The 20,189-nt window shown below is 67.0% G+C and carries 21 protein-coding genes; 6 read left to right on the top strand and 15 right to left on the bottom strand.

The features are described 5' to 3' along the window. Window positions 1-9: 9 nt before the first annotated feature. On the bottom strand, window positions 10-282 hold the full coding sequence (locus LQ954_RS01605; protein ID WP_227771401.1) for a GNAT family N-acetyltransferase: 273 nt from the start codon (window positions 280-282) through the stop codon (window positions 10-12). An 86-nt stretch (window positions 283-368) separates the two neighbouring features. Here LQ954_RS01605 and recQ point away from each other — a divergent pair, with 86 nt between their 5' ends. From recQ to LQ954_RS01590, 3 genes are all read left to right on the top strand, one after another. After that, on the top strand, window positions 369-2,135 hold the full coding sequence (recQ, locus tag LQ954_RS01600) for a DNA helicase RecQ (protein WP_231021612.1): 1,767 nt from the start codon (window positions 369-371) through the stop codon (window positions 2,133-2,135). Window positions 2,136-2,242: 107 nt separating this feature from the next. Further along, entirely contained in the window at window positions 2,243-2,677 is a 435-nt protein-coding gene (locus tag LQ954_RS01595; RefSeq protein ID WP_231021611.1) for a TIGR01244 family sulfur transferase, read from the top strand. Further along, window positions 2,674-3,069, top strand: a complete 396-nt coding sequence (locus LQ954_RS01590; RefSeq protein WP_231021610.1) for a hypothetical protein — start codon at window positions 2,674-2,676, stop codon at window positions 3,067-3,069. Before LQ954_RS01595 ends, LQ954_RS01590 begins: the two co-directional genes overlap by 4 nt. A gap of 21 nt (window positions 3,070-3,090) precedes the next feature. Here the strand turns inward: LQ954_RS01590 and LQ954_RS01585 are convergent, their stop codons facing one another. Further along, window positions 3,091-4,695, bottom strand: coding sequence for a cisplatin damage response ATP-dependent DNA ligase (locus LQ954_RS01585; protein ID WP_231021608.1), 1,605 nt, complete (start codon window positions 4,693-4,695; stop codon window positions 3,091-3,093). A gap of 49 nt (window positions 4,696-4,744) precedes the next feature. On the opposite strand from LQ954_RS01585, the gene LQ954_RS01580 reads away from it, so the two are divergent. Next, the gene (locus LQ954_RS01580; RefSeq protein ID WP_231021606.1) at window positions 4,745-5,611 is read left to right on the top strand and encodes a metallophosphoesterase; all 867 of its coding nucleotides are present in this window, start codon (window positions 4,745-4,747) and stop codon (window positions 5,609-5,611) included. Between the two features lie 19 nt (window positions 5,612-5,630). Here LQ954_RS01580 and LQ954_RS01575 read toward each other — a convergent pair whose 3' ends face one another. Further along, entirely contained in the window at window positions 5,631-6,128 is a 498-nt protein-coding gene (locus tag LQ954_RS01575; RefSeq protein WP_227771395.1) for a Dps family protein, read from the bottom strand. A gap of 102 nt (window positions 6,129-6,230) precedes the next feature. After that, window positions 6,231-6,797, bottom strand: a complete 567-nt coding sequence (locus LQ954_RS01570) for a TMEM165/GDT1 family protein (protein WP_231021604.1) — start codon at window positions 6,795-6,797, stop codon at window positions 6,231-6,233. Window positions 6,798-7,074: 277 nt separating this feature from the next. Here LQ954_RS01570 and rpmG point away from each other — a divergent pair, with 277 nt between their 5' ends. Further along, entirely contained in the window at window positions 7,075-7,242 is a 168-nt protein-coding gene (gene rpmG, locus LQ954_RS01565; protein ID WP_168135232.1) for a 50S ribosomal protein L33, read from the top strand. Between the two features lie 158 nt (window positions 7,243-7,400). Here rpmG and LQ954_RS01560 read toward each other — a convergent pair whose 3' ends face one another. The 7 genes from LQ954_RS01560 to LQ954_RS01530 all read right to left on the bottom strand — a co-directional run bounded on the left by LQ954_RS01560 (window position 7,401) and on the right by LQ954_RS01530 (window position 13,833). Further along, the gene (locus LQ954_RS01560) at window positions 7,401-8,102 is read right to left on the bottom strand and encodes a GIN domain-containing protein (protein WP_231021602.1); all 702 of its coding nucleotides are present in this window, start codon (window positions 8,100-8,102) and stop codon (window positions 7,401-7,403) included. Window positions 8,103-8,142: 40 nt separating this feature from the next. Continuing rightward, window positions 8,143-8,865, bottom strand: coding sequence for a head GIN domain-containing protein (locus tag LQ954_RS01555; protein WP_231021600.1), 723 nt, complete (start codon window positions 8,863-8,865; stop codon window positions 8,143-8,145). A 53-nt stretch (window positions 8,866-8,918) separates the two neighbouring features. Further along, entirely contained in the window at window positions 8,919-9,641 is a 723-nt protein-coding gene (locus tag LQ954_RS01550; protein ID WP_231021598.1) for a head GIN domain-containing protein, read from the bottom strand. 156 nt (window positions 9,642-9,797) lie between these two features. Next, on the bottom strand, window positions 9,798-10,331 hold the full coding sequence (locus tag LQ954_RS01545; RefSeq protein WP_066777570.1) for a CarD family transcriptional regulator: 534 nt from the start codon (window positions 10,329-10,331) through the stop codon (window positions 9,798-9,800). A gap of 333 nt (window positions 10,332-10,664) precedes the next feature. Then, complete coding sequence (gene fdxA, locus LQ954_RS01540) at window positions 10,665-11,006, bottom strand: ferredoxin FdxA (protein ID WP_227771390.1); 342 nt, start codon at window positions 11,004-11,006, stop codon at window positions 10,665-10,667. Window positions 11,007-11,069: 63 nt separating this feature from the next. Then, complete coding sequence (locus LQ954_RS01535) at window positions 11,070-11,363, bottom strand: RNA-binding S4 domain-containing protein (protein WP_231022696.1); 294 nt, start codon at window positions 11,361-11,363, stop codon at window positions 11,070-11,072. Window positions 11,364-11,370: 7 nt separating this feature from the next. Further along, entirely contained in the window at window positions 11,371-13,833 is a 2,463-nt protein-coding gene (locus tag LQ954_RS01530; RefSeq protein WP_231022695.1) for a helicase-related protein, read from the bottom strand. 163 nt (window positions 13,834-13,996) lie between these two features. Between LQ954_RS01530 and LQ954_RS01525 the strand changes: the two genes are divergently transcribed. After that, window positions 13,997-15,502 (top strand): M23 family metallopeptidase, encoded by a 1,506-nt coding sequence (locus LQ954_RS01525; RefSeq protein ID WP_269142112.1) that lies wholly within the window; start codon window positions 13,997-13,999, stop codon window positions 15,500-15,502. A 196-nt stretch (window positions 15,503-15,698) separates the two neighbouring features. Here the strand turns inward: LQ954_RS01525 and LQ954_RS01520 are convergent, their stop codons facing one another. From LQ954_RS01520 to thrC, 4 genes are all read right to left on the bottom strand, one after another. Further along, the gene (locus LQ954_RS01520) at window positions 15,699-16,868 is read right to left on the bottom strand and encodes an NAD(P)/FAD-dependent oxidoreductase (RefSeq protein ID WP_231021596.1); all 1,170 of its coding nucleotides are present in this window, start codon (window positions 16,866-16,868) and stop codon (window positions 15,699-15,701) included. Window positions 16,869-16,877: 9 nt separating this feature from the next. Beyond that, window positions 16,878-17,057, bottom strand: a complete 180-nt coding sequence (locus LQ954_RS01515; RefSeq protein WP_227771388.1) for a hypothetical protein — start codon at window positions 17,055-17,057, stop codon at window positions 16,878-16,880. 82 nt (window positions 17,058-17,139) lie between these two features. Further along, entirely contained in the window at window positions 17,140-18,666 is a 1,527-nt protein-coding gene (locus tag LQ954_RS01510) for a peptide chain release factor 3 (RefSeq protein WP_231021594.1), read from the bottom strand. Window positions 18,667-18,780: 114 nt separating this feature from the next. Further along, the gene (gene thrC / locus LQ954_RS01505; RefSeq protein ID WP_231021592.1) at window positions 18,781-20,178 is read right to left on the bottom strand and encodes a threonine synthase; all 1,398 of its coding nucleotides are present in this window, start codon (window positions 20,176-20,178) and stop codon (window positions 18,781-18,783) included. Between the last annotated feature and the right edge of the window lie 11 nt (window positions 20,179-20,189).

Here is a 20,189-nt window from a genome sequence, read left to right as displayed (position 1 = left end):
GCCGCACGTTTACCCCAGCAAGTCGCGATATTCCGGGTGCTTGCGAATGAACGCCGCCACGAACTGGCATTGCGGCACTACCTTCAGCTTCTGGTCACGCGCACTGTCCAGCGCCGCCCGGATCAGCTTGGATCCCACACCCCTGCCCTCGATCTCACGCGGGACGACGGTGTGGGTGAAGACGATGCGATCACCTTCGCGCTGATAAGCAGCGACGGCACGGAAGCCGTCCAGATCGAGCTCGAATTCCTGTTCAGCCCGATTGTCTCGTACATTGTTCATCACGCCGTCCTAGTCGATCCCGCCGCCGGATGCATCGGGCCTGCGCCGGTTGCCGCTGCGGTCCACCGGGCCTAGAGCCGAACGGAATGGCAGCCGATCCCGTTCCCGTCCTCCAGAAGCTGTTTGGTTTTCCCGATTTCCGCGGTGTGCAGCGCCAGGTGGTGGATCGGGTGCTGGCCGGGCAGTCGACGCTCGCTGTCATGCCGACCGGCGCAGGCAAGTCGCTCACCTATCAACTGCCAGCAACGATGCTGGACGGCACCTGCATCGTCGTTTCCCCGCTGATCGCGCTCATGCATGACCAGCTTCGCGCCGCCGAAGCAGTGGGCATCCGCGCAGCCACCCTCACCAGCGTTGACGAGAATCGCGCGGAAACACGCGGCCGCTTCCTCGATGGCGAGTTGGATCTCCTGTACGTCGCGCCGGAACGCGCCTCCACGGCGGATTTCCGCGATTTGCTGGATCGCGGCCGGGTGGCGCTGTTCGCCATCGACGAGGCGCATTGTGTCAGTGAATGGGGCCATGATTTCCGCCCCGACTATCGCCTGCTGCGACCGCTGCTGGATCGCTACGATGGCGTGCCGCGGCTGGCGCTGACCGCCACCGCCGACGAACATACCCGCGCCGACATTCTCGATCAGCTCGGGATCGGGGCCGATGGAATGATCGTCGCTGGCTTCGACCGGCCGAACATCCGCTACGCCATCTCGCCGCGCGACAATACGACACGGCAGATCGCCGACCTGATCCGCGACACGCCCGGGCCGGGCATTGTCTATGCGCAAACCCGCGCCGGCACCGAGAAGCTGGCCGAAGCACTGCGCACCGCCACCGGGCGGCCGGTCAGGGCCTATCACGCCGGGCTCGATCCCGATGTCCGCCGCCGCAACCAGGCGAAGTTCGTCGAAAGCGAAGACATGGTCATCGTTGCGACGGTCGCCTTTGGCATGGGCATCGACAAGCCGGACGTGCGCTTCGTCGCCCATGCCGGGCTGCCGAAGTCGATCGAGGCCTATTATCAGGAAACCGGGCGTGCCGGCCGTGATGGCGATCCCTCGGTCGCGCACCTGTTCTGGGGCGCAGAGGATTTCGCCCGCGCCCGCCAACGCATTGCGGAGCTCGATCCGCAGCGCCAGCAGGGCGAGCGCGCACGCCTCAACGCCCTTGGCGCGCTGGTCGAAACGGCGGGATGCCGGCGCCGCATCCTGCTCGCGCATTTCGGAGAGCACCCGCCGGCGAGCTGCGGCAATTGCGACAATTGCCTGTCGCCCCCGGCGGCGATCGACGCGACGGAAACCGCCCGCAAATATCTGTCGGCGGTATTCCGCACCGGTCAGAGCTTCGGCGCCACCTACATCGAAACGGTGCTGACCGGGAAATCCTCCGATCGCAGCCTGATGAACGGGCATGAGGCGCTGTCTGTCTGGAACATCGTGGCGGGCGACGAGGCTGCATTGCTGAAGCCGGTCGGTCGGGCGCTCCTGCTTCGCGACGCACTGCGCACCAATCCGCATGGTGGGCTGGAGTTCGGCCCCGCCGCCCGCGCGCTGATTAAGGGCGAGGACACGCTTCCGCTGGTGGTCCCGCCAAAACGCGAGCGGCGGCGGCGCGGCGGGGATGCAACGCCGAACCCGATCGGGGACGCGTTGTTCGAGGCGCTTCGTACCCGCCGGCGGGAACTGGCGCAGGAGGCCGGCGTGCCGCCCTACGTCATCTTCCACGATTCGGTGCTGCGCGAAATGGCGGCCCGGCGCCCCACGTCGCTTGCCGCCATGGCCCATCTCACTGGCGTCGGGCAGCGCAAGCTGGACGCTTATGGCGAGGCGTTCCTGCGCGTGATCCGCGATCATTAGGCGATCGCGCGGTTGCCCAAGCGGTCGCCCAAGCGGTCCCAGGGATCACGCATAAAAGCTTCGCAGAACCCGTTCTCGGCGGCACGAACCTGCGCTAGAGATCGGCCATGCTCGACATTCGCCGCATTGATGACCGCATCTCCGTCGCCCCACAGATCGACCCGGAGGACATTCCAGCGATCAAGGCGGCGGGCTTTGTCGCCATTGTCAACAATCGGCCCGACGGCGAGGAAGATGGTCAGCCGAGCGGCGACGCCGTGCGCGCGGCAGCGGAAGATCACGGTCTCGCTTATACCGCCATCCCGATCACTCATGCCGGCTTCTCCATGCCGCAGGTGACGGCGATGATCGACGCATTGGGCGCGGCCAGCGGGCCGGTGCTGGCCTATTGCCGGTCGGGCACGCGCTCCTGCAACCTGTGGGCGCTGTCGCAGGCTGGCCTTGGCGCAGAGCCGGACGAACTGACCAGCAAGGCACGCGGCGCGGGCTATGACATCACGGGTCTTCGCCCGCTGATGGATGCGGTGGCGCCTCCCAAATGATCTGGATCCTGGCGGGCGCAGCGCTCGCCACGGTGATCGCATTGGGTGCCGCGGCCTTTTGGCTGGTTCGGCGCAGCGGAGGCACCCGCCTGAACACGCCGGAGGAAGCGATGCAAGCTGCCGATCAGGCAATTGCCGGCTTTGTTGCGCTTTCGGCAGCGGTGGGGGCGGATGGCCAGTCGGCGCTGGTGTTCGGAGAGGGCGTGCGGGTTGCGGTGGTCAAGGTCCGCCGCGCGGGAGCCGCGGCGCGCGAGATCGTCTGGGGCGATGTGCGTGCCACGCGGGACGGATTGCTGGTCGCGACCGGCGACTGGCGGCTCGGCACGGTGCTGGTCGCCGATGTCGACAATCTGGACGTGCGCCGCCTCGCGCCGCAGCTGACGCGCGGCTGATCCGCGCGGCAGAAACACGGTTCAGGTAACCAGCCGCTGGAGCGCTGCAAGCGTATCCGCTTCTGCCGCGGGCTTGTCGGTGCGGATCCGGGCGATCCGCGGGAAACGCATGGCGACACCGGACTTGTGCCGCTTGGAGGCGTGGATTGAATCAAACGCCACCTCCAGCACCAGTGTCTTTTCCACCTCGCGAACCGGGCCGAAGCGATTGAGGGTATGGGTCCGCACGAACTTGTCGAGCTGCCGCAATTCCTCGTCGGTGATCCCCGAATACGCCTTGCCGACGGGCAGCAGCTCGCCCTCCTCGGTCCAGCAACCGAAGGTGTAGTCGCTGTAATAGGATGACCGCCGCCCATTGCCGCGCTGGGCGTACATCATCACGCAATCGGCGGTCAGGGGATCGCGCTTCCACTTGTACCACAGGCCCGCGCGGCGCCCCGGCACATAAGGCGCGTCGCGGCGCTTCAGCATGACGCCCTCGATCGCCGCATCCCGGGCGCCCGCGCGAATGCCTTCCAGCTCTGTAAAATCCGCCGCCTCGATCAGCGCGCTGACATCGAAACGGTCGGGGTTTAGCCGCTGGGCGAAGGTTTCCAGCCGCGCCCGCCGCGCGTGCCAGGGAAGCTCGCGCAGGTCCTCCTTCCCGTCGAACAATATGTCGTACAGCCGGACAAATGCAGGCGCCTCCTCCAGCATCTTGGCCGACACCACCTTTCGGCCGAGCCGCTGCTGAAGCGCATTGAAGCTGCCGGCACCGCCGCCTTCCTCCCCGCTCTTGGCCAGTGCGCTGCCCTGCGCCTCGCCGCGCACCAGCAGTTCGCCATCGACGACCCCATGCTCCGCAAACGCTGATGCGACGTCGGGGAAGGCGCGGGTCACGTCGTCGCCGGTGCGGCTGTACAGGCGCGTTTCCCCGCCCAGATGCACGATCTGGACCCGGATGCCGTCCCATTTCCACTCCGCGGCATAATCGGCGAGGTCGACGCGCAGGTCCTCCAGCGGATGCGCCAGCATGAACGGCCGGAACACCGGGACGTTATCCGCCGTCGGTTGCTCGCCACGCCCCTCGGCCCAGGCGAACAAGGTGGCATAAGGCGGCTCGATACCGTGCCAGACCTCCTCCACCGCATCCACGTCGATGCCAAACGCATCGGCGAGCGCCTGCTTCGCCAGTCGGGCGGACACCCCGACCCGCAGCGCGCCCGTCGCCATCTTGAGCAGCGCGAACCGCTCTTCGGCGTCCAGCACGTCCAGCATCTGGGCGAGCGCCGCTGGGGCCTCGCTGCGCGACAGGTGCATCAGTCGGTCGATCACCTCGGCCACCGAGAGCGGCGCCGCTTTTTCCGGCAAGTCAGGCGCTGGCCAGAGCAAGGCGATGGTTTCCGCCGAATCGCCAACGAAGTCGCGGCTCATGCGGTACAGCACGGGATCGACCCGTTCCTCGATCAGGCCGCGGATCACCGCGGGCTTCACTCCGGCAATATCAAGATCGCCGGTCAACGCCGCCATCGCCCAGCCCCGGTCGGGATCAGGCGTGGTGCGGAGATAGTCTCCGATCAGTTTCAGCTTCGCATTGCGCGAGCGGGTGTAGATCAGCGAGTCGAGTAGCTGCGCAAAGGCGTGCATGATGGTGCAACGCTTGGCGTGGCAGATGCGCTCCGGCTAGCGGGCATCAATGACCCGCACGCTCCGCTACACGCTTCTCGTCCTGGCAATCGCCGTTCTCGCGGGCTGTGCGGTGATCGCCTACGCCTATCGTGAAGCGCATGGCGACGCGGTAGTGCGGCAGGCGTCGATCGCGCTGCCGAACTGGCCTGCCGACGCGCCGCCCATCACCGTGGCGCTGGCCAGCGACATTCACGTCGGCGGCGGCTCCATGTCGCCCGCCCGTCTCGGACGACTGATTGACCAGATCGCAGCGGAGCGCCCCGATCTCGCGCTGTTCGCCGGTGACTTCATCGACGGCCATGATGCCCGCACCGCCCGCGCCGCGGCGCCAGTGCTTGCCGCCGCCTTCCGGCGATTGCGCCCGCCTCTCGGCACGGTCGCGGTGCTTGGCAATCACGACAATGACAGTGATCCCGCAAGCGTGGCGGCCGCCCTGCGCCGCGCCGGCGTCACTGTGCTGGAAAATGCAGTGATGCATGCCGGCCCGCTGGCCGTGGGCGGCGTTGGGGACGCCTATAGCGGCCACGACCGGCTAGAGGACACAGCACGGCGGCTGCGGCCGCTTCCCGGCGCTCGCCTCATGCTCAGCCATTCCCCCGATGTTGCACCACGCCTATCGGAAGACATGCCGTTGCTGCTCGCGGGGCACACCCATTGCGGCCAAATCGTGCTGCCGCTGGTCGGGGCCTTGTGGATACCGGCGCGCCATGGCCGGCGCTATGGGTGCGGCATCATCCGCGAGAGGGGCCGAACCGTGATCGTGGGCGCCGGACTCGGCACCAGCCTTCTGCCGCTGCGGTTCGGCGCGCCGCCGGACGTCTGGCTGCTCCGTCTCCACGGGGCGCAGCAGCCAGCGCCACGCGCCAGCCGCTGAGCACCCGCAGGAGCAAGACTTAGCCCTTGCGGCTAGCCTCGAACAGGAACCAGGCCCGCTCCTCGGCCTGATCGGTCCATTCATCAACGATGCCGCTGGTGGCATTGTCCTTGGCGGCCTCGGCCGCTTCCTTCACCGCGCGGAAGCTTTCGACCAGCTTCAGATTGTCGTCGCGCAGTTCACCCAGCATTTCGTCCGCCGGAACGAAATCGCGGTCATTGTCGGCGATGGTCTGGCGACGAGAAATGTCGCCGATGGAGCGCAGCGTCAGGTTGCCCGTCTTGCGAACGCGCTCGGCAATGGCGTCAGTCACGCCCAGGATCTGCGCCGCCTGATCGTCCAGCAGCAGGTGATAGTCCCGGAAATGCGGTCCCGAGACATGCCAGTGGAAGTTCTTCGTCTTGAGGTACAGGGCATAACAATCGGCAAGGGCCGAATTCAGCGCGTCGGCAACCGAGCGAGTGTCGTTGCGGCGCAGGTCGGACGGGGTCTTCAGGTCGGGGGCGATGTCGGACACGGTGATGCGCTCCAAAGATAGGCTTCGTTGCGTTAACGGACCGACCGGCAAATCGCTCCCGGTGATTTACCGTGGCGGGTTCAGCCCTGCCCAGCACGCTCGTCAGATCAGGCGAAGCGCCGACAGGCCAGTCACGATACCCACCAACGCCAGCAGCACGGCCGAAGCGATGCGAATCGGGCGCTGCGGCAGGGCGAGCCACCGTTCCTCCCCCATCAATGTTGCGGGGGCTGCCACCGCGAGTGCGCCGATCGTGCCGCCGACCGCTGCCAGCCACGGCAGCTCACTGCGCGCGGCGAGCGCCAGCACGACGAATTGCATCCGATCCCCGAAGATCATGATGGCCAGGCCAAGCGTGCTGGTGCCGAGTGCCCCCAGCCGCCATCCTTCGAGCCGGTCAGGCGATCGTGCACGCAACGTGGTGCCCACCGCGGCGAGCGACAACGCAAGCGCCAGAAGCAGCAGCCGCGCTTCCGTGGAAAGCAGCGGCGCGATGATCATCGCCCCCGCGACACCAAGCGCGTAATTGGCGGCGAGTGCTACGGCGGTGGCCATGATCACCATCACCGGCGCCCGAAATCGGTCGGCCAGGATCGCCGCAAGCCAGGGGGTCTTGTCCCCGGCCTGGCAAATCGCCCCCAGCACCAATGCGGCCATCAATGCGTCCATGACGACCGATCAGATCCTCGAAGCGTCGGGGCGGCCGCAGGCGTCCCCCGCACTTTGCCGATTCTCGCCATCACTCACCCGTTTCCCCTTCACCTTTCCCTTGCCACCGCTGCCGTTGTCCGCTCCAATCCGCCGTGGCGATGCGGCATGAAGGTGCCGTTAAGGCGGCCTCTGCTTGACTTTGCGAGCATGATCCTTCATGCGCCCGGCATTGAAAGCGGCGCGCCCACGCTCGCCGCTATTTTTTGTTTCGCTTCAAGAACAGGATTCGCGGGTCATGGCAAAGCCGACCACCGTCAAGATCAAGCTCGTCAGCTCGGCTGACACCGGCTTCTTCTATGTCACCAAGAAGAACCCCCGTACCAAGACCGAGAAGCTGAGCTTCAACAAGTACGACCCGGTCGCGCGCAAGCACGTCGAGTTCAAGGAAGCGAAGATCAAGTAATCCGCCGTGACTGGCGAACGCCCACTGATCGGCGTTCGCCCACGATGTCGGATGGCATCATTGCGTGCGCTCGCGACTGCTGTCGTGGCGACCGCGTGCCAGACGCCTGACGCGGAACACGTCGAGACGCGCCTGATCGTCTGATCGGGCGGTCCGACCTATTTTCCTGATCCGCAGATCACTGGCCCGCCGGACGCCGCGCGTACCGTGCACTTGGCCGGTCCACTTACCGTCACCTTGCCCAGCCCGCTTGTGGTGACCTGCGCCGTCTGCCGCGCCATGGCCCTGGTTTCGCCCAGGCCGTTCAACTGCACCACCAGATCCTTCACCGCCATGTTGGTGGCGTCGATGGTGCCCGTCCCGTCGCTGCTCAGGCGAGCGCGGTTCGTCTGACCGCTGACGGTAAGCGCGCCGGCACCCAGCAGCGCGGCGGTGAACTGGTCGGCGTCGACCCGATCGACCACCAGGCTGCCCGACCCCTGAACCGACACCGCCACCTGCTGGCCCTTCATACGGTTGACGCTGGTGCGCGCGCCCGCGGACACCGCCAGGTTGGTCAGCCGCGGCGTGAGCAGGGTAATGACGGGGGGTGCAGCCTTGGGATTGGCGAATCGCTCGCCCCAGCTGCCGGTGCCCAGCCGAACGGTCAGCGTGGCGCCATTTACCGCTACAGCCACCCGCTCGATCAGGTCGCGGTCGCCCGTTACCTTTGCCCCCGGCGATGCGCCGGCAACGATACGCACCTCGAACGGGCCGTCGATTCGCACCCGTTCGAAGCTGCCGACCGAAACGACTCGCTCTGCGGCCGCCGCTGGCAGCGGAACGACAAGGGCGAGGAGGGGCGTGAGGCGCGCAATCATGGCACCTCACGTCGCACCGCCCCCGCCATCGTGCAAGGACTCAGCCGCCGCAGCGCACGTCGCCAGTCCCGACCTTGCTGATGTCGCACTTCGCCTGCGGACCAAGATCGACGTCCCCGGCGCCCATGATGGCGACCTTGGCCGGCCCGTTCACCACCGCACGCACGTTGCCTGCGCCGGCGATATTCACATCAGCGCTGGTGGCGCGCAGCCCTGCCGCTTCGACATCGCCGGACCCGGCGATGTTCACCGCAAGCGCATCCGCCTCACCATTGGCCTCAGCGCTGCCGGAGCCGGCAATCGACAGCTCGAGCCGATCGACGCCCACCCGGCCCAGCTTCAGCGCGCCTGAGCCGGCGATGCTGCCGTCAAAGGCGCCGCCTTCGATGCGGTCGATGGCAATATCGCCTGACCCCGCCAGCCTGGCTGCCTCGATGCGCGGCATGGTGACGTAGATCTTGGCAGAGCCGGAGTTCCAGTTGATCCCGCTGCCCTCGCGCGTGATCAGCAGGCGGCTGCCATCCTTCGCGATCTTCACACGGGAAAGAACGTCGTCGTCTCCCTCGGCGCGAACCGAAAACCCGGTCCCGACACGAACGTCCACATCGTCCGGCCCGCGCTGTTCGATGCTGGAGAAGTCCGCAACGGCGTAGCGCCGCTCGTTCCCCGATCCAGTACCAGGAACGCCAGGCACATCATCGTCGCCGGACCACACCCCACATGCTGCCAACGGGAGCAAGAGAGCCAAAGCTGATACGCGCATCGTTTCCTCCTGTGTATTGCTACACTAATACACAACCCGCGTATCGGCAACCCTCAGCCGCCGCAGATCGCCCTTCCACTGCCGACGCGCCGTACGGTGCAGCGCGCGCGCTGCCCCAGATCGACGACGCCGCTGCCGACCAGCGAGACGGCGGCAGGGCCGTCGACCAGCGCGCTGATGCGGCCCGAACCGGCGGTGGCGACGGTGGCGCTCGATGCCCGCAATCCCGGCGCTGCGAACCTGCCAGATCCGCCATTGTTTACCGTCAGTTGGTTGACGCGGCCCGACGCGGAAATCTCACCGGACCCGCCGATCGAGACCGCCAGTTCGTCCAGTGCCACCGTGCCGAGTGCAAGAGTACCCGAGCCGCCCACCGATGCGCGCAGGCTCGCCCCGCTCACCCGGTCCACCGTCATTCGGCCAAATCCGCCGATGCTGGCCGCGGCAAGGCTGGGCATGGTGATGGTCACCCGCACCTGTTGATCCACCGCATTGCGGTTGTTGCGCCAGCCATTGCGGGGCCGGATACGCAGAGAGCGGCCTTCCCGCTCGATCAGCAGCCGCCCCAGCGCCTCTGCCGGCCCGGTCGCACGCACTGACCAGGCGGGCCCGACCCGTACGTCGACCGATGCCGACGTGCCCAGCGCGACGCTGTCGAAATCGCCGACGCGATAGACAAGCGCCTCGCCCTCGCGCTGCCCCGTGACTTCTTCGGCCTGGGCACTGGTCGCTACTGAGACGAGGGCAAGGGTGAACAGATAGCCGGTCAGTCGCATGATCATCTCCCTGGTGTATTTGTCGAATAATACACTCGGAGGATTACACATGTAAACAGTTGAAGCGTCTGCACACAAAAAGGGGCGGCCCGATGAAGGCCGCCCCTTTTTGGCGATCAGCAATCAGGCGCAGGGGCCGGAAGCCCCCGCCCGCCCTCAGGCCGGGACCTTGTCCTTGTTGTAGATGGCCGCAGCCTGACGGAGGATCTCGAGGATCTTCTCCTGCGCCGCCGGCTCGTCGATCTGCTCCATCGCGGCAAGCTCGCGCGCAAGGCGGCTGCATGCCCCCTCGAAGATCTGCCGCTCGGAATAGCTTTGCTCGGGCTGGTCATCGGCACGGAACAGGTCGCGGACCACTTCGGCGATCGACACCAGGTCGCCCGAGTTGATCTTCGCTTCATATTCCTGTGCGCGGCGCGACCACATGGTGCGCTTGACCTTGGGCTTGCCCTTCAGGGTCTCCATCGCCTCGCGCATCGTCTTGTCCGACGACAGCTTGCGCATGCCCACGCTCTCGGCCTTGTTGGTCGGCACGCGGAGCGTCATTTTTTCCTTTTCGAAGCGCAGCACGTAAAGCTCGAGCTGCATGCCGGCGATTTCCTGTTTCTGCAGCTCGATCACACGGCCGACACCGTGCTTCGGGTAAACAACATAATCACCGACATCGAAATGCAGCGCCTTGGCAGCCATAGGAACCGGATCCTCTGGGTTGAATCACGCCATCGGCACAATCATACGAACGTTTCCGCCCGCCTGAGCCCGTCCATCATGACGTGAAGGGTTAGCGTCTCCAGCGAACGCGCTAGATCAATGCGTCCGTCGCGGGCTTATATAGCAGCATTGCAACAATATTACCAGCGCAGATCAGTCAGCATCGCTGGCACAATCGCCGTGCTGCACGGTCGCGCGTGGAACCGTGCATTCACCGGCGGGAACGGCACGCTTCAGCCGCAAGGCTGGCACCCGCCTGCCCGCGCTTCAACTGCGGTCTCTACCTAGGGGATGAAGGGGGGCGCTCAGCCTTCAGTCACCGGCGCCGGGCTCGGGCGAGAAATATTTGTCATACTTCCCTTCCTCGCCCTTGTGCTCGTCCGCGTCCGCCGGCGTCTGGTCCATCTTGCGGGTAACATTGGGCCACTGGCCCGAGAAGGTGGCGTTCAGTTCCAGCCACTGCTCCAGGCCGTTCTCCGTATCCGGCAGAATCGCTTCGGCCGGGCACTCGGGCTCGCACACGCCGCAGTCGATACACTCGCTCGGATTGATGACGAGCATGTTCTCGCCCTCATAGAAGCAGTCGACCGGGCACACCTCGACGCAATCCATATATTTGCAACGGATGCACGCGTCGGTGACGACATAGGTCATGGCCGGCAAAACTCCTTCGATCGGCAGACTGGGCGCCGCTGCTATTCGGGCCGCCTGCCAGCGTCAATCGCCGTTGCTCTTCTGCGATTCGTTCGCGCTCACGGCATCTGCTTCAAGATCGCGATAGCACAGCCTGGCTTCGGGTGCAGGCCCACGGCGCTGGGGCAGTGCCTCGATGCGCAGGACGCGCACCGATCCCGCCTTGAAGAAGGTCAGGATGTTGCCGACTCGCACCGGCGCATGGGCCCGGTCGATCGGCCGCCCGTCGATGCGCAGGCGGCCATCGGCGGCCATTGCCTGCGCCATGTCGCGCGTCTTGGCGAGTCGGGCGAACCACAAAAAGCGGTCCAGGCGCATGGTCGCCTCAGTCAAAGGCCCACTCCGCCAGTGCGGCAAAGGCATTGTCGGACTTCGGCCTGACCACCTTGGCCGCAGGACGCCCGCGCCAGGCCCAGCGCCCTTCGGCGGCGGGGCGGAAGCCAAGCTCCGCCATCAGGCGCGTAATCGTGCCGACCTCCAGCCCGATCGACGTCGCGAGCGCCGGGTCCGGCAGGAACGGTGCCCGCCCCTTGCGCGCGTCATGCGCCGACCGTGCGATCCGCTCCACCAGGTCAACGCGGACCGCCTGCGTACCCAGGGGACGGAAGCCGGCGGCGAGTGTCGCTCCAGGCGCTCCGCGCGGCAGCACCGTCGCCCCTTCGCGAGCCGCCGGCGGGACGGGCACTCCCGCCGCCGCCAGCACCGCCTCGCGCCACGGGCGAGCGCGCGGCTTCAACAGCCGGGCGTCGAACAGGTCCAGCGCCCCGATCGTCACGCCTGCCTTGCGCAACCGCTGCCGATCATCGGGCGTCAATGCCTCCACGGCGCTCCGCACCGGCAGCCGCTGTGCCAGCCCCGCCCCTCCCTCGATCGCGGCAGCCACGCTGCGCAGCGCGGGCGTCGCGGCGGGATCACGCGCCATCGCCGCCATCTTCGCCAGCACGGGGAGATGCGCGGCCACCGCGTCATCCACCCAGGTCTGGATTCGTTCACTCACCGCACGGCGCAGCGGCGGGTCCAGGCAATCGAGCGCCTCATCGAGCTGGATCGACGGGCGCCCCAACGATCGGCCGCGCACCAGTTGCGCGACCGGATGGTCCTGCCACGTGACGATCCCGCCCTCGGTCAACGAAAAGGCCTCGTTCTGCGCCGTGCTGAGCGCGCCGCCGCGTGCAGCGCGTTCGCGGCTCAGTTGCTTCTCCGCCGTCGCAAGCAGCAGCCGCTTGTCCGCCGCACGCGCGTCGGGCGCGACAACAAAGCGAAAACCCTGAAGGCGCCCGATCGCATGAGTGTCGATCGTCACTTCGCCTTCCGCGCCAATCTCCACCGGCAGGGCGCCGGCGCCAGCGCCGATCTGCTTCAGCAACACGCTGGTCCGCTTGTCCACAAACCGCTGGGTCAGGCTGGTATGCAGCGCGTCGGACAGCCGCTCCTCCACCGCCATGGTCCGCGCTGCCCAATGTTGCGGATCGGCCAGCCAGTCGCGGCGCTGCGCGATATAGGCCCAGGTGCGGATCGCAGCGACCCGCCCGGCGATGGTCTCCACATCGCCATCCACCCGGTCGAGCCGGGCGACCTCATCGGCGAACCATTGGTGCGGCAAATGCCCTTCCGACAAATGGCCGAACACCCGGCTGACGAAGCGGGCATGCGGCTCCACCCCCAGCTTCTGGAAATCGGGAATGCCGCAGACCGCCCACAGGCGCTCCACCTGCCCGCGCGCCCGCGCCCGGATCGCCGGATCCTCGGCCAACCGGCGAAGCACCGCCAGATCCGTCGCTTCGGGTGCAGCACGCAGCGCCTCATGCTGGGGCGGCGCGCTGAGCGAGGCCAACAGGGCGGAGATGCTGGACAGATCCGGATCGCCCTCGCGCCAGTACAGCCAGTCGAGCGTGGGGAAGCGATGCGCCTCGATCGCCAGCACCTCTTCGGGCAGGAACGCCTCCGGCCCTTCTTCCGCCACCGCGCCGAACGTGCCGTCGCGCTGGTGCCGTCCGGCGCGCCCGGCGATCTGCGCCATTTCGGAAACGGTCAGCCGGCGCCGCCGCCGCCCGTCAAACTTGTGCAGGCCCGCAAAGGCGACATGGGCCACATCCATGTTGAGCCCCATGCCAATCGCGTCGGTGGCGACAAGGTAATCCACCTCGCCGGCCTGGAACATCGCGACCTGCGCGTTGCGGGTGCGTGGGGACAGTGCGCCCATGACCACCGCCGCGCCGCCGCGCAGGCGCCGCAGCATTTCGGCGACCGCATAGACCTCCTCGGCGCTGAACGCGACGATCGCGGACCGCCGCGGCAACCGGCTGATCTTCTTGGCCCCGGCATAGGACAGGTCCGAAAAGCGCGGACGCTCCACGATTTCGACGCCGGGCACCAGTGATCGCACCACCGGCTTCAGCGCGGCGGAGCCCAGGATCATCGTTTCCTCGCGCCCCCGCGCATGGAGCAGCCGGTCGGTGAAGACGTGACCTCGTTCGGCGTCGGCGCCAAGCTGCGCCTCGTCGATACCGACAAAGGCGACATCGCGATCCGTGGGCATGCTTTCGGCCGTGCACAGGAACCAGCGCGCGTCCTTGGGAACGATCCGCTCCTCGCCCGTGATCAGGGCAACGCGGTCCGGCCCCTTCATGGCGACGACCCGGTCGTACACCTCTCGCGCCAGCAGGCGCAGCGGAAAGCCGATCATTCCGGATGAATGCGCAACCATCCGCTCAACGGCTAGGTGAGTCTTGCCGGTGTTGGTCGGCCCCAGAACCGCTGTGACGCGGGCATTGTCGTGGCGAGGCATGGTGGGGACAACATCGGGGGAGAGGCATCGCGAATCAACCATTCCCTTCCGGCGCAGGTGCTGAACGGTTCGGCGCAACGCACCGGCTAAGCCTACGGGTTAATTTGACTTTAGGGTCTTTGCGCCACAACGGCTGGGCCTGCGCCGGGGGTGGATCGGCGAATTGTTGCGTTTGGGGGCGCTCACACTCGCCGTGTTCTTGCGAGAGCAGCCTGGGTTGGAATTGGCCGGCGGCGCGGGTGCGCGCGGGTTCGGCCGTGCCGTTGCGCCTGTGCGGGATCTGTCCTGGCGCGATCACGTGCGCCACACGCTTCACGAAATTGACTGGGTTCCCGATCTCGGCGCGCGCATCGGCAGCGGAACGTGGTGGCGCGGTCTTGCCACCTGCACCGGCCTGATCGCGGCGGCAGTGCTGACTGCACCCGGCATTCAACCGATCCCCGGCTTCGTCGCCACCAGCATGACCGCCGCGGAGCACGAGGAAGCGCGCACGCTCTCGATCGCGCCGCTGGGCCTCGGCGCCTCGACCGGCCGGCGCATGGCCGCCAATGATCTGGTGCGCCCGCTGGCCGAAACGCCGGAGCGCCCGATCATCGAGCTGACCGCAACGCTTGGCAGCGGCGACAGCTTTGGCGCGGCGCTGCAACGCGCCGGCGTTGGTCGCAGCGATGCCGCGCGGGTGGCTGATCTCGTCGCGGCAGAGGTATCGCTCGGCGATCTGAAGCCAGGCACCATGCTCGATCTCACGCTCGGGCGTCGCCAGGACCGCCGCACCGCGCGTCCGCTGGAAAAGATCGCCTTCCGCGCTCGCTTCGATCTCAACCTCGCCGTTCATCGGGAGGGCGATGAGCTCACGCTGGAGCGGCGGCCGATTGCGATCGACCGCACGCCGCTACGGATCCAGGGCCTGGTCGGCTCCAGCCTTTATCGTTCCGCCCGCGCTGCCGGCGCGCCCGCGAAGCTGGTCGAGGCATATATAAAGGCGATCGCCACCCGTACGTCCGTCGGTGCGATCGGCGCGAACGACCGCTTCGACATCATCGCCGATCACGCCCGCGCCGCTACTGGCGAGGTTCAGGTCGGCCAGTTGCAATATGCCGGGCTGGATCAGGGTCGGAAGAAGCTTCGCCTCGTCCGTTGGGAGGATGGTGACGGCAAGGGCGGCCAGTTCTGGGATGCCAATGGCCAGTCGGAACGCCGCGGCTTCATGGGCATGCCCGTCGCTGGCCGCGTTTCCTCCACCTATGGCATGCGCCGCCATCCGCTGCTCGGCTTCCTGCGCATGCACAAGGGCATGGATCTCGCCGCGCCGCACGGAACGCCGATCTATGCCCCGATCGAGGGCCGCGTGGTGATGGCCGGGCGCAACCGCGGTTACGGCAATTTCGTGAAGCTGAACCACGCCGCCGGCGTCTCGAGCGGCTATGGCCACATGAGCCGCATCGCCGTGCGCCCCGGCCAATCCGTGTCGCGCGGTCAGGTGATCGGCTATGTCGGCTCCACCGGCCTTTCCACTGGTCCCCACCTCCATTGGGAAGTGTGGAAGAACGGCCAACCCGTGAACCCGCGCTCCATCTCGCTCTCCAGCGTCGCCACCTTGTCCGGCGAAAAGCTGCGCGCGTTCAAGGCAAAGGTCGCGAACCTGCTGGCAGTGCAAGCGGCGAATTGATCGGCGAGCGGGGGGTGTTTCGCCTCCGCCACCATGGCGGCGAAAGGAAGCCCCACCCTCGCCTACTCCCCGTCACTCCCGCGAAGATGACGGTGGAATCTTGCCCGTGAGAACTCAGCTCAGCTGGTGTAAGCGTCCGGTTCTGCAACGGAAAGCGGAACGGTGGCAAACGCCACTAGCGGACGCCCGGCATAACCTAGAGCGCCTGCCCCGCTGCCCACCCGCTGGCCCAGGCCCATTGAAAGTTATAGCCGCCGAGCCAGCCGGTAACGTCCACCGCCTCGCCGATCACATGCAGCCCCGGCACCCGCCGAGCCTCCAGCGTCTGCGAAGACAAATCGGCGGTGGAGACGCCGCCCACGGTTACCTCGGCCTTGGCGAACCCCTCGCTGCCGTTGGGCAGGAATTGCCATGCCGCCAGCCGCTGCTCGGCGCCGGCAAGCTTCGCGTCGGGCAGGTTCGCCAGCTCGCCCGCCACACCCAGTTGCTGCGCCAGCGCATCGGCCAATCGCTGCGGCATCGTCGCCGCAAGCAGCTTCGCCACCCCCGCACGCGGCGTCGAACGCTTGGCCGCGCGCAGCCATCCTTCCTCATGCCCCGGCAGCAGGTCCACGGTGATCGGCTCGCCATGCCGCCAATAGGAGGACACTTGCAGGATCGCCGGCCCGGAAAGCCCGCGATGCGTAAACAGCATCGCCTCGCGGAAGGCCGCCTTGCCGCTTCGGGCGACAACTTCGGTGGCGACGCCGGCAAGCGCACGGAACGGATCGTCCCCGCCCAGCGTCAGGGGCACCAGCGCCGGCCGCGGCTCCACCACCTTCAGCCCGAACCGCCGCGCCAGATCATAGGCGACACCGGTCGCCCCCATTTTCGGGATCGAAGGCCCGCCGGTCGCGATCACCAGCGCTGGCGCGCTCGCCATGCGGCCGCCAAAGGACACGCGGAACCGCCCATCGGCATGATCGACCGCGCCGATCCCGTGCCCCAGGGCGATCTCCACCTGGCCCTTGTCGCATTCGTCCAGCAGCATGGCGACGATCTGCCGCGCCGATCCGTCGCAAAACAGCTGGCCCAGCGTCTTCTCGTGCCAGGCAATGCCGTGACGCTCCACCAGCGCCAGAAAGTCCGCAGCCGTGTATCGCGCCAGCGCCGACCGGGCAAAATGCGGATTGGCCGACAGGAACCGGTCCGGCGCCGTGCCAAGGTTGGTGAAATTGCACCGTCCGCCGCCCGAGATCAGGATCTTCTTGCCGGCTTTCTCGGCGTGGTCGATCACCAGCACGCGCCGGCCGCGCTGCCCGGCGGTCGCCGCGCACATCAGCCCCGCCGCGCCGGCCCCCAGCACGATTGCGTCATAGTCGGCCATGGCCGCGCGTCAGTGCAGCTTGGCGATCGATAGCCCGTCGCGCTTTGCCTGTTCCTTCACCGATTCCTCGCTGCGCGTCAGCGCCTTGGCAATCGCCTTCAGCGCCATGCCCTTCTTGGCCAGCGTATGCAGCTTCTGGATCTCGTCCGGCCGCCACGGCTGGCGGTGTCGTTCGAAGCGTTCGGCCATGGTGTGTCTTAACTCCAAAGGGGGGGCGCAGCGTTACTCAACCCGTCTCGTCATCCGCGCCGCAAAGCCCGAGCGCGCCGGCTCAACGCTCCCGCGTCGCTGCGAACTTCACCTTGCTATACCGGTCGGCGATATAGCCGACTTCCCACGCACTCTTGGCCAGGAAGACGGGATTGCCGTCGCGATCCTTGGCCAGCGCGCCGCGGTTCAGGTCCATAAAGTCCTTCAGCGCCGCGGGATCCTCGGCTGAAATCCAGCGCGCCGTGTCAAATGGCGAGGCTTCCAGCACTGCGCCCACCTTATATTCGGCCTCCAGCCGCGACAGCAGCACGTCGAGCTGAAGCTGGCCGACGACGCCGATGATCCAGTTCGATCCGATTTCCGGATAGAACACCTGGATCACGCCCTCTTCGCTGAGGTCGTCCAGCGCCTTGCGCAGCTGCTTCGTCTTGGTCGGGTCCTTCAGCGCCACGCGGCGCAGAATTTCGGGCGCGAAGTTCGGCAGGCCAGTGATCCGCACCCCCGGCTTCTCGCTCAGCGTATCGCCGACGCGAAGCGTGCCGTGATTGGGGATGCCGATGATATCGCCCGGAAACGCCTCGTCGGCGATCTCGCGGTCCTGCGCGAAGAACAGGATCGGCGAGTGCACCGCGATCGGCTTGCCATGCCCGGTCGGCGTCAGCTTCATACCGCGCTTGAACGTGCCCGAGCACAGCCGCATGAACGCGATCCGGTCGCGGTGCTGCGGGTCCATGTTCGCCTGCACCTTGAAGACGAAGCCGGTGACGTCCTTCTCGCCCGGATCGACCGGCGCGGGTTCCGCCGGCTGCGGGCGCGGCGGCGGCGCGAATTCGGCAAGCGCGGCGATCAGCTCGGCGGGGCCGAAATCCTTCAGCGCCGACCCGAAATACACCGGCGTCAGGTCGCCGGCGCGATAGGCTTCGGCATCAAACGCGGCATAGCCGGCCTGCGCCAGTTCGATCTCCTCCGCCACGTCCGCCGGCAGTTCCGGCGCATCCTCGACGCGCCCCTGGAAGGTGCGGCTATCACCATCCGGCCGGCTGATGCGGTTGGTCTTCAGGTCCAGCACGCCCTGGAACGTGCCGCCCATGCCGACCGGCCAGCTCATCGGGCAGACGTCCAGCGCCAGCATGTCGGCAATCTCGTCGAGCAGCTCGAACACCGGCCGCCCCTCGCGGTCGACCTTGTTGACGAAGGTGATGATCGGCACGTTCCGCAGGCGACATACCTCGAACAGCTTGCGCGTCTGCGCCTCGATGCCGCGCGCCGCGTCGATCACCATCACCGCCGAATCGACGGCGGTCAGCGTGCGGTACGTGTCCTCGCTGAAATCCTCGTGCCCCGGCGTGTCGAGCAGGTTGAAGAACACGCCGTCCTTCTCGAACGTCATCACGCTCGACGTGACGGAGATGCCGCGCTGCTGCTCGATCTTCATCCAGTCCGATCGTGCGCGCCGGTTCTGCCCGCGCGCCTTCACCTCGCCGGCCAGGTGGATCGCGCCGCCGACATACAGCAGCTTTTCGGTCAGCGTCGTCTTGCCGGCGTCAGGGTGCGAGATGATCGCGAAGGTACGGCGGGGAGATGGCATGGTCGTCCTGGTATCTGGGAATCGCAGCCCCTTAGCCTGTCAGGGCAGGAACTGTCGAAGCCGGTGTTCGCTGGTCGAACCCCGGCTCACGAAGGTCAATCGGACTGAGGTAGCTCAGCTGCGCGGCGTGGCGCGCTCGGCAATATAGGAGCTTACCGCCGCAAAAGTAGCATCCAGCGTGTCGCACGCTTCTTCGCGCTCGAAGAGGTCGCCGACCCGCGTCGGCAGAGGCGGGCTGATTCCCGTCGCGCGCTGCACCGCCTCCGGGAACTTCGCCGGATGCGCGGTGGCAAGCGTCACCATCGGCACGTCGAGCTTCTGCCGCTGCGCCGCGGCGAGGGCGATCGCGGTGTGCGGGTCGATCAATTCATTGGCATGCTCGTGCGCCCAGCGCATCGCCATTGCCATGCCATCGGAATCGACGCTGGCGCTGATCAGGTGAGTCGCCGCCCCGCTATGCTGGGCGTCGGTCAGCCGCATCGCCTTGCTCGCCTCGAACCCGCCCATCTGGCCGGCCAGTGCCACCCCGTCACGCCCGCCAAGGTCGAACAGCAGGCGTTCGAAGTTGGAGGACACCTGAATGTCCATCGACGGGGTCGCGGTCGGCACGACCTGTGCGGAGGAATAATCCCCGGCCGACAGGGCGCGGTGCAGAATGTCGTTCACGTTGGTCGCCACGACCAGCCGCGCGACCGGCAGGCCCATCTTCGCCGCGACATAGCCGGCGAACACATCGCCGAAGTTGCCGGTCGGCACGCTGAACGCGATTTCGCGTTCGGGCGCGCCCAGGCGCACGGCGGCGTAGAAGTAATAGACCACCTGCGCCATCAGGCGGGCCCAGTTGATCGAGTTCACCGCGCTGAGGCGGAACCGGCCGGCAAAATCCGGCGCATTGAACATCGCCTTCACCAGCGCCTGCGCGGTGTCGAAGTCGCCGCGGATCGCGATGTTGTGAACGTTGGGCGCTCGCACCGTCGTCATCTGGCGACGCTGCACGTCGCTGACCCGTCCGGCCGGGTGGAGCATGAAGATGTCGATACCCTCGCGCCCGGCGACGGCATCGATCGCGGCGGACCCGGTGTCCCCGCTCGTCGCGCCGACGATGGTCAGCGGACCCTCCGTGTCGTCCGTCAGGAATCGTTCGAACAGCAGGCCGAGCAGCTGAAGCGCCACGTCCTTGAACGCGAGCGTAGGGCCGTGGAACAGCTCCAGCAGCCATTGATCGTGATCCAGCTGCTTCAGCGGGGTGACAGCCGCATGGGCGAAGCGGCCATAGGCCTGCTGGCAAAGTGCCCGCAGCTCTTCACGCGACAGCGTTTCGCCGACGAACGGCGCCATCACCGCCACCGCCGTATCGACGTAGGAAAGATCGGCGAGGCCCGCGATCTCGTCACGCGAGAGCGTCGGCCATGCTTCCGGCACGTAGAGCCCACCGTCAGACGCGAGCCCGGTAAGCGTCGCGCCGCGGAAGTCGAGGGTCGGGGCGGCTCCACGGGTGCTGATGTAGCGCATGGACGTGCCGG

It is taken from the genome of Sphingomonas sp. IC-11, assembly GCF_021043365.1.
Classification (GTDB): domain Bacteria; phylum Pseudomonadota; class Alphaproteobacteria; order Sphingomonadales; family Sphingomonadaceae; genus Sphingomonas.
Note: the sequence above shows the minus strand (reverse complement) of the source record. Positions and strands in the feature narration are given on the sequence as shown.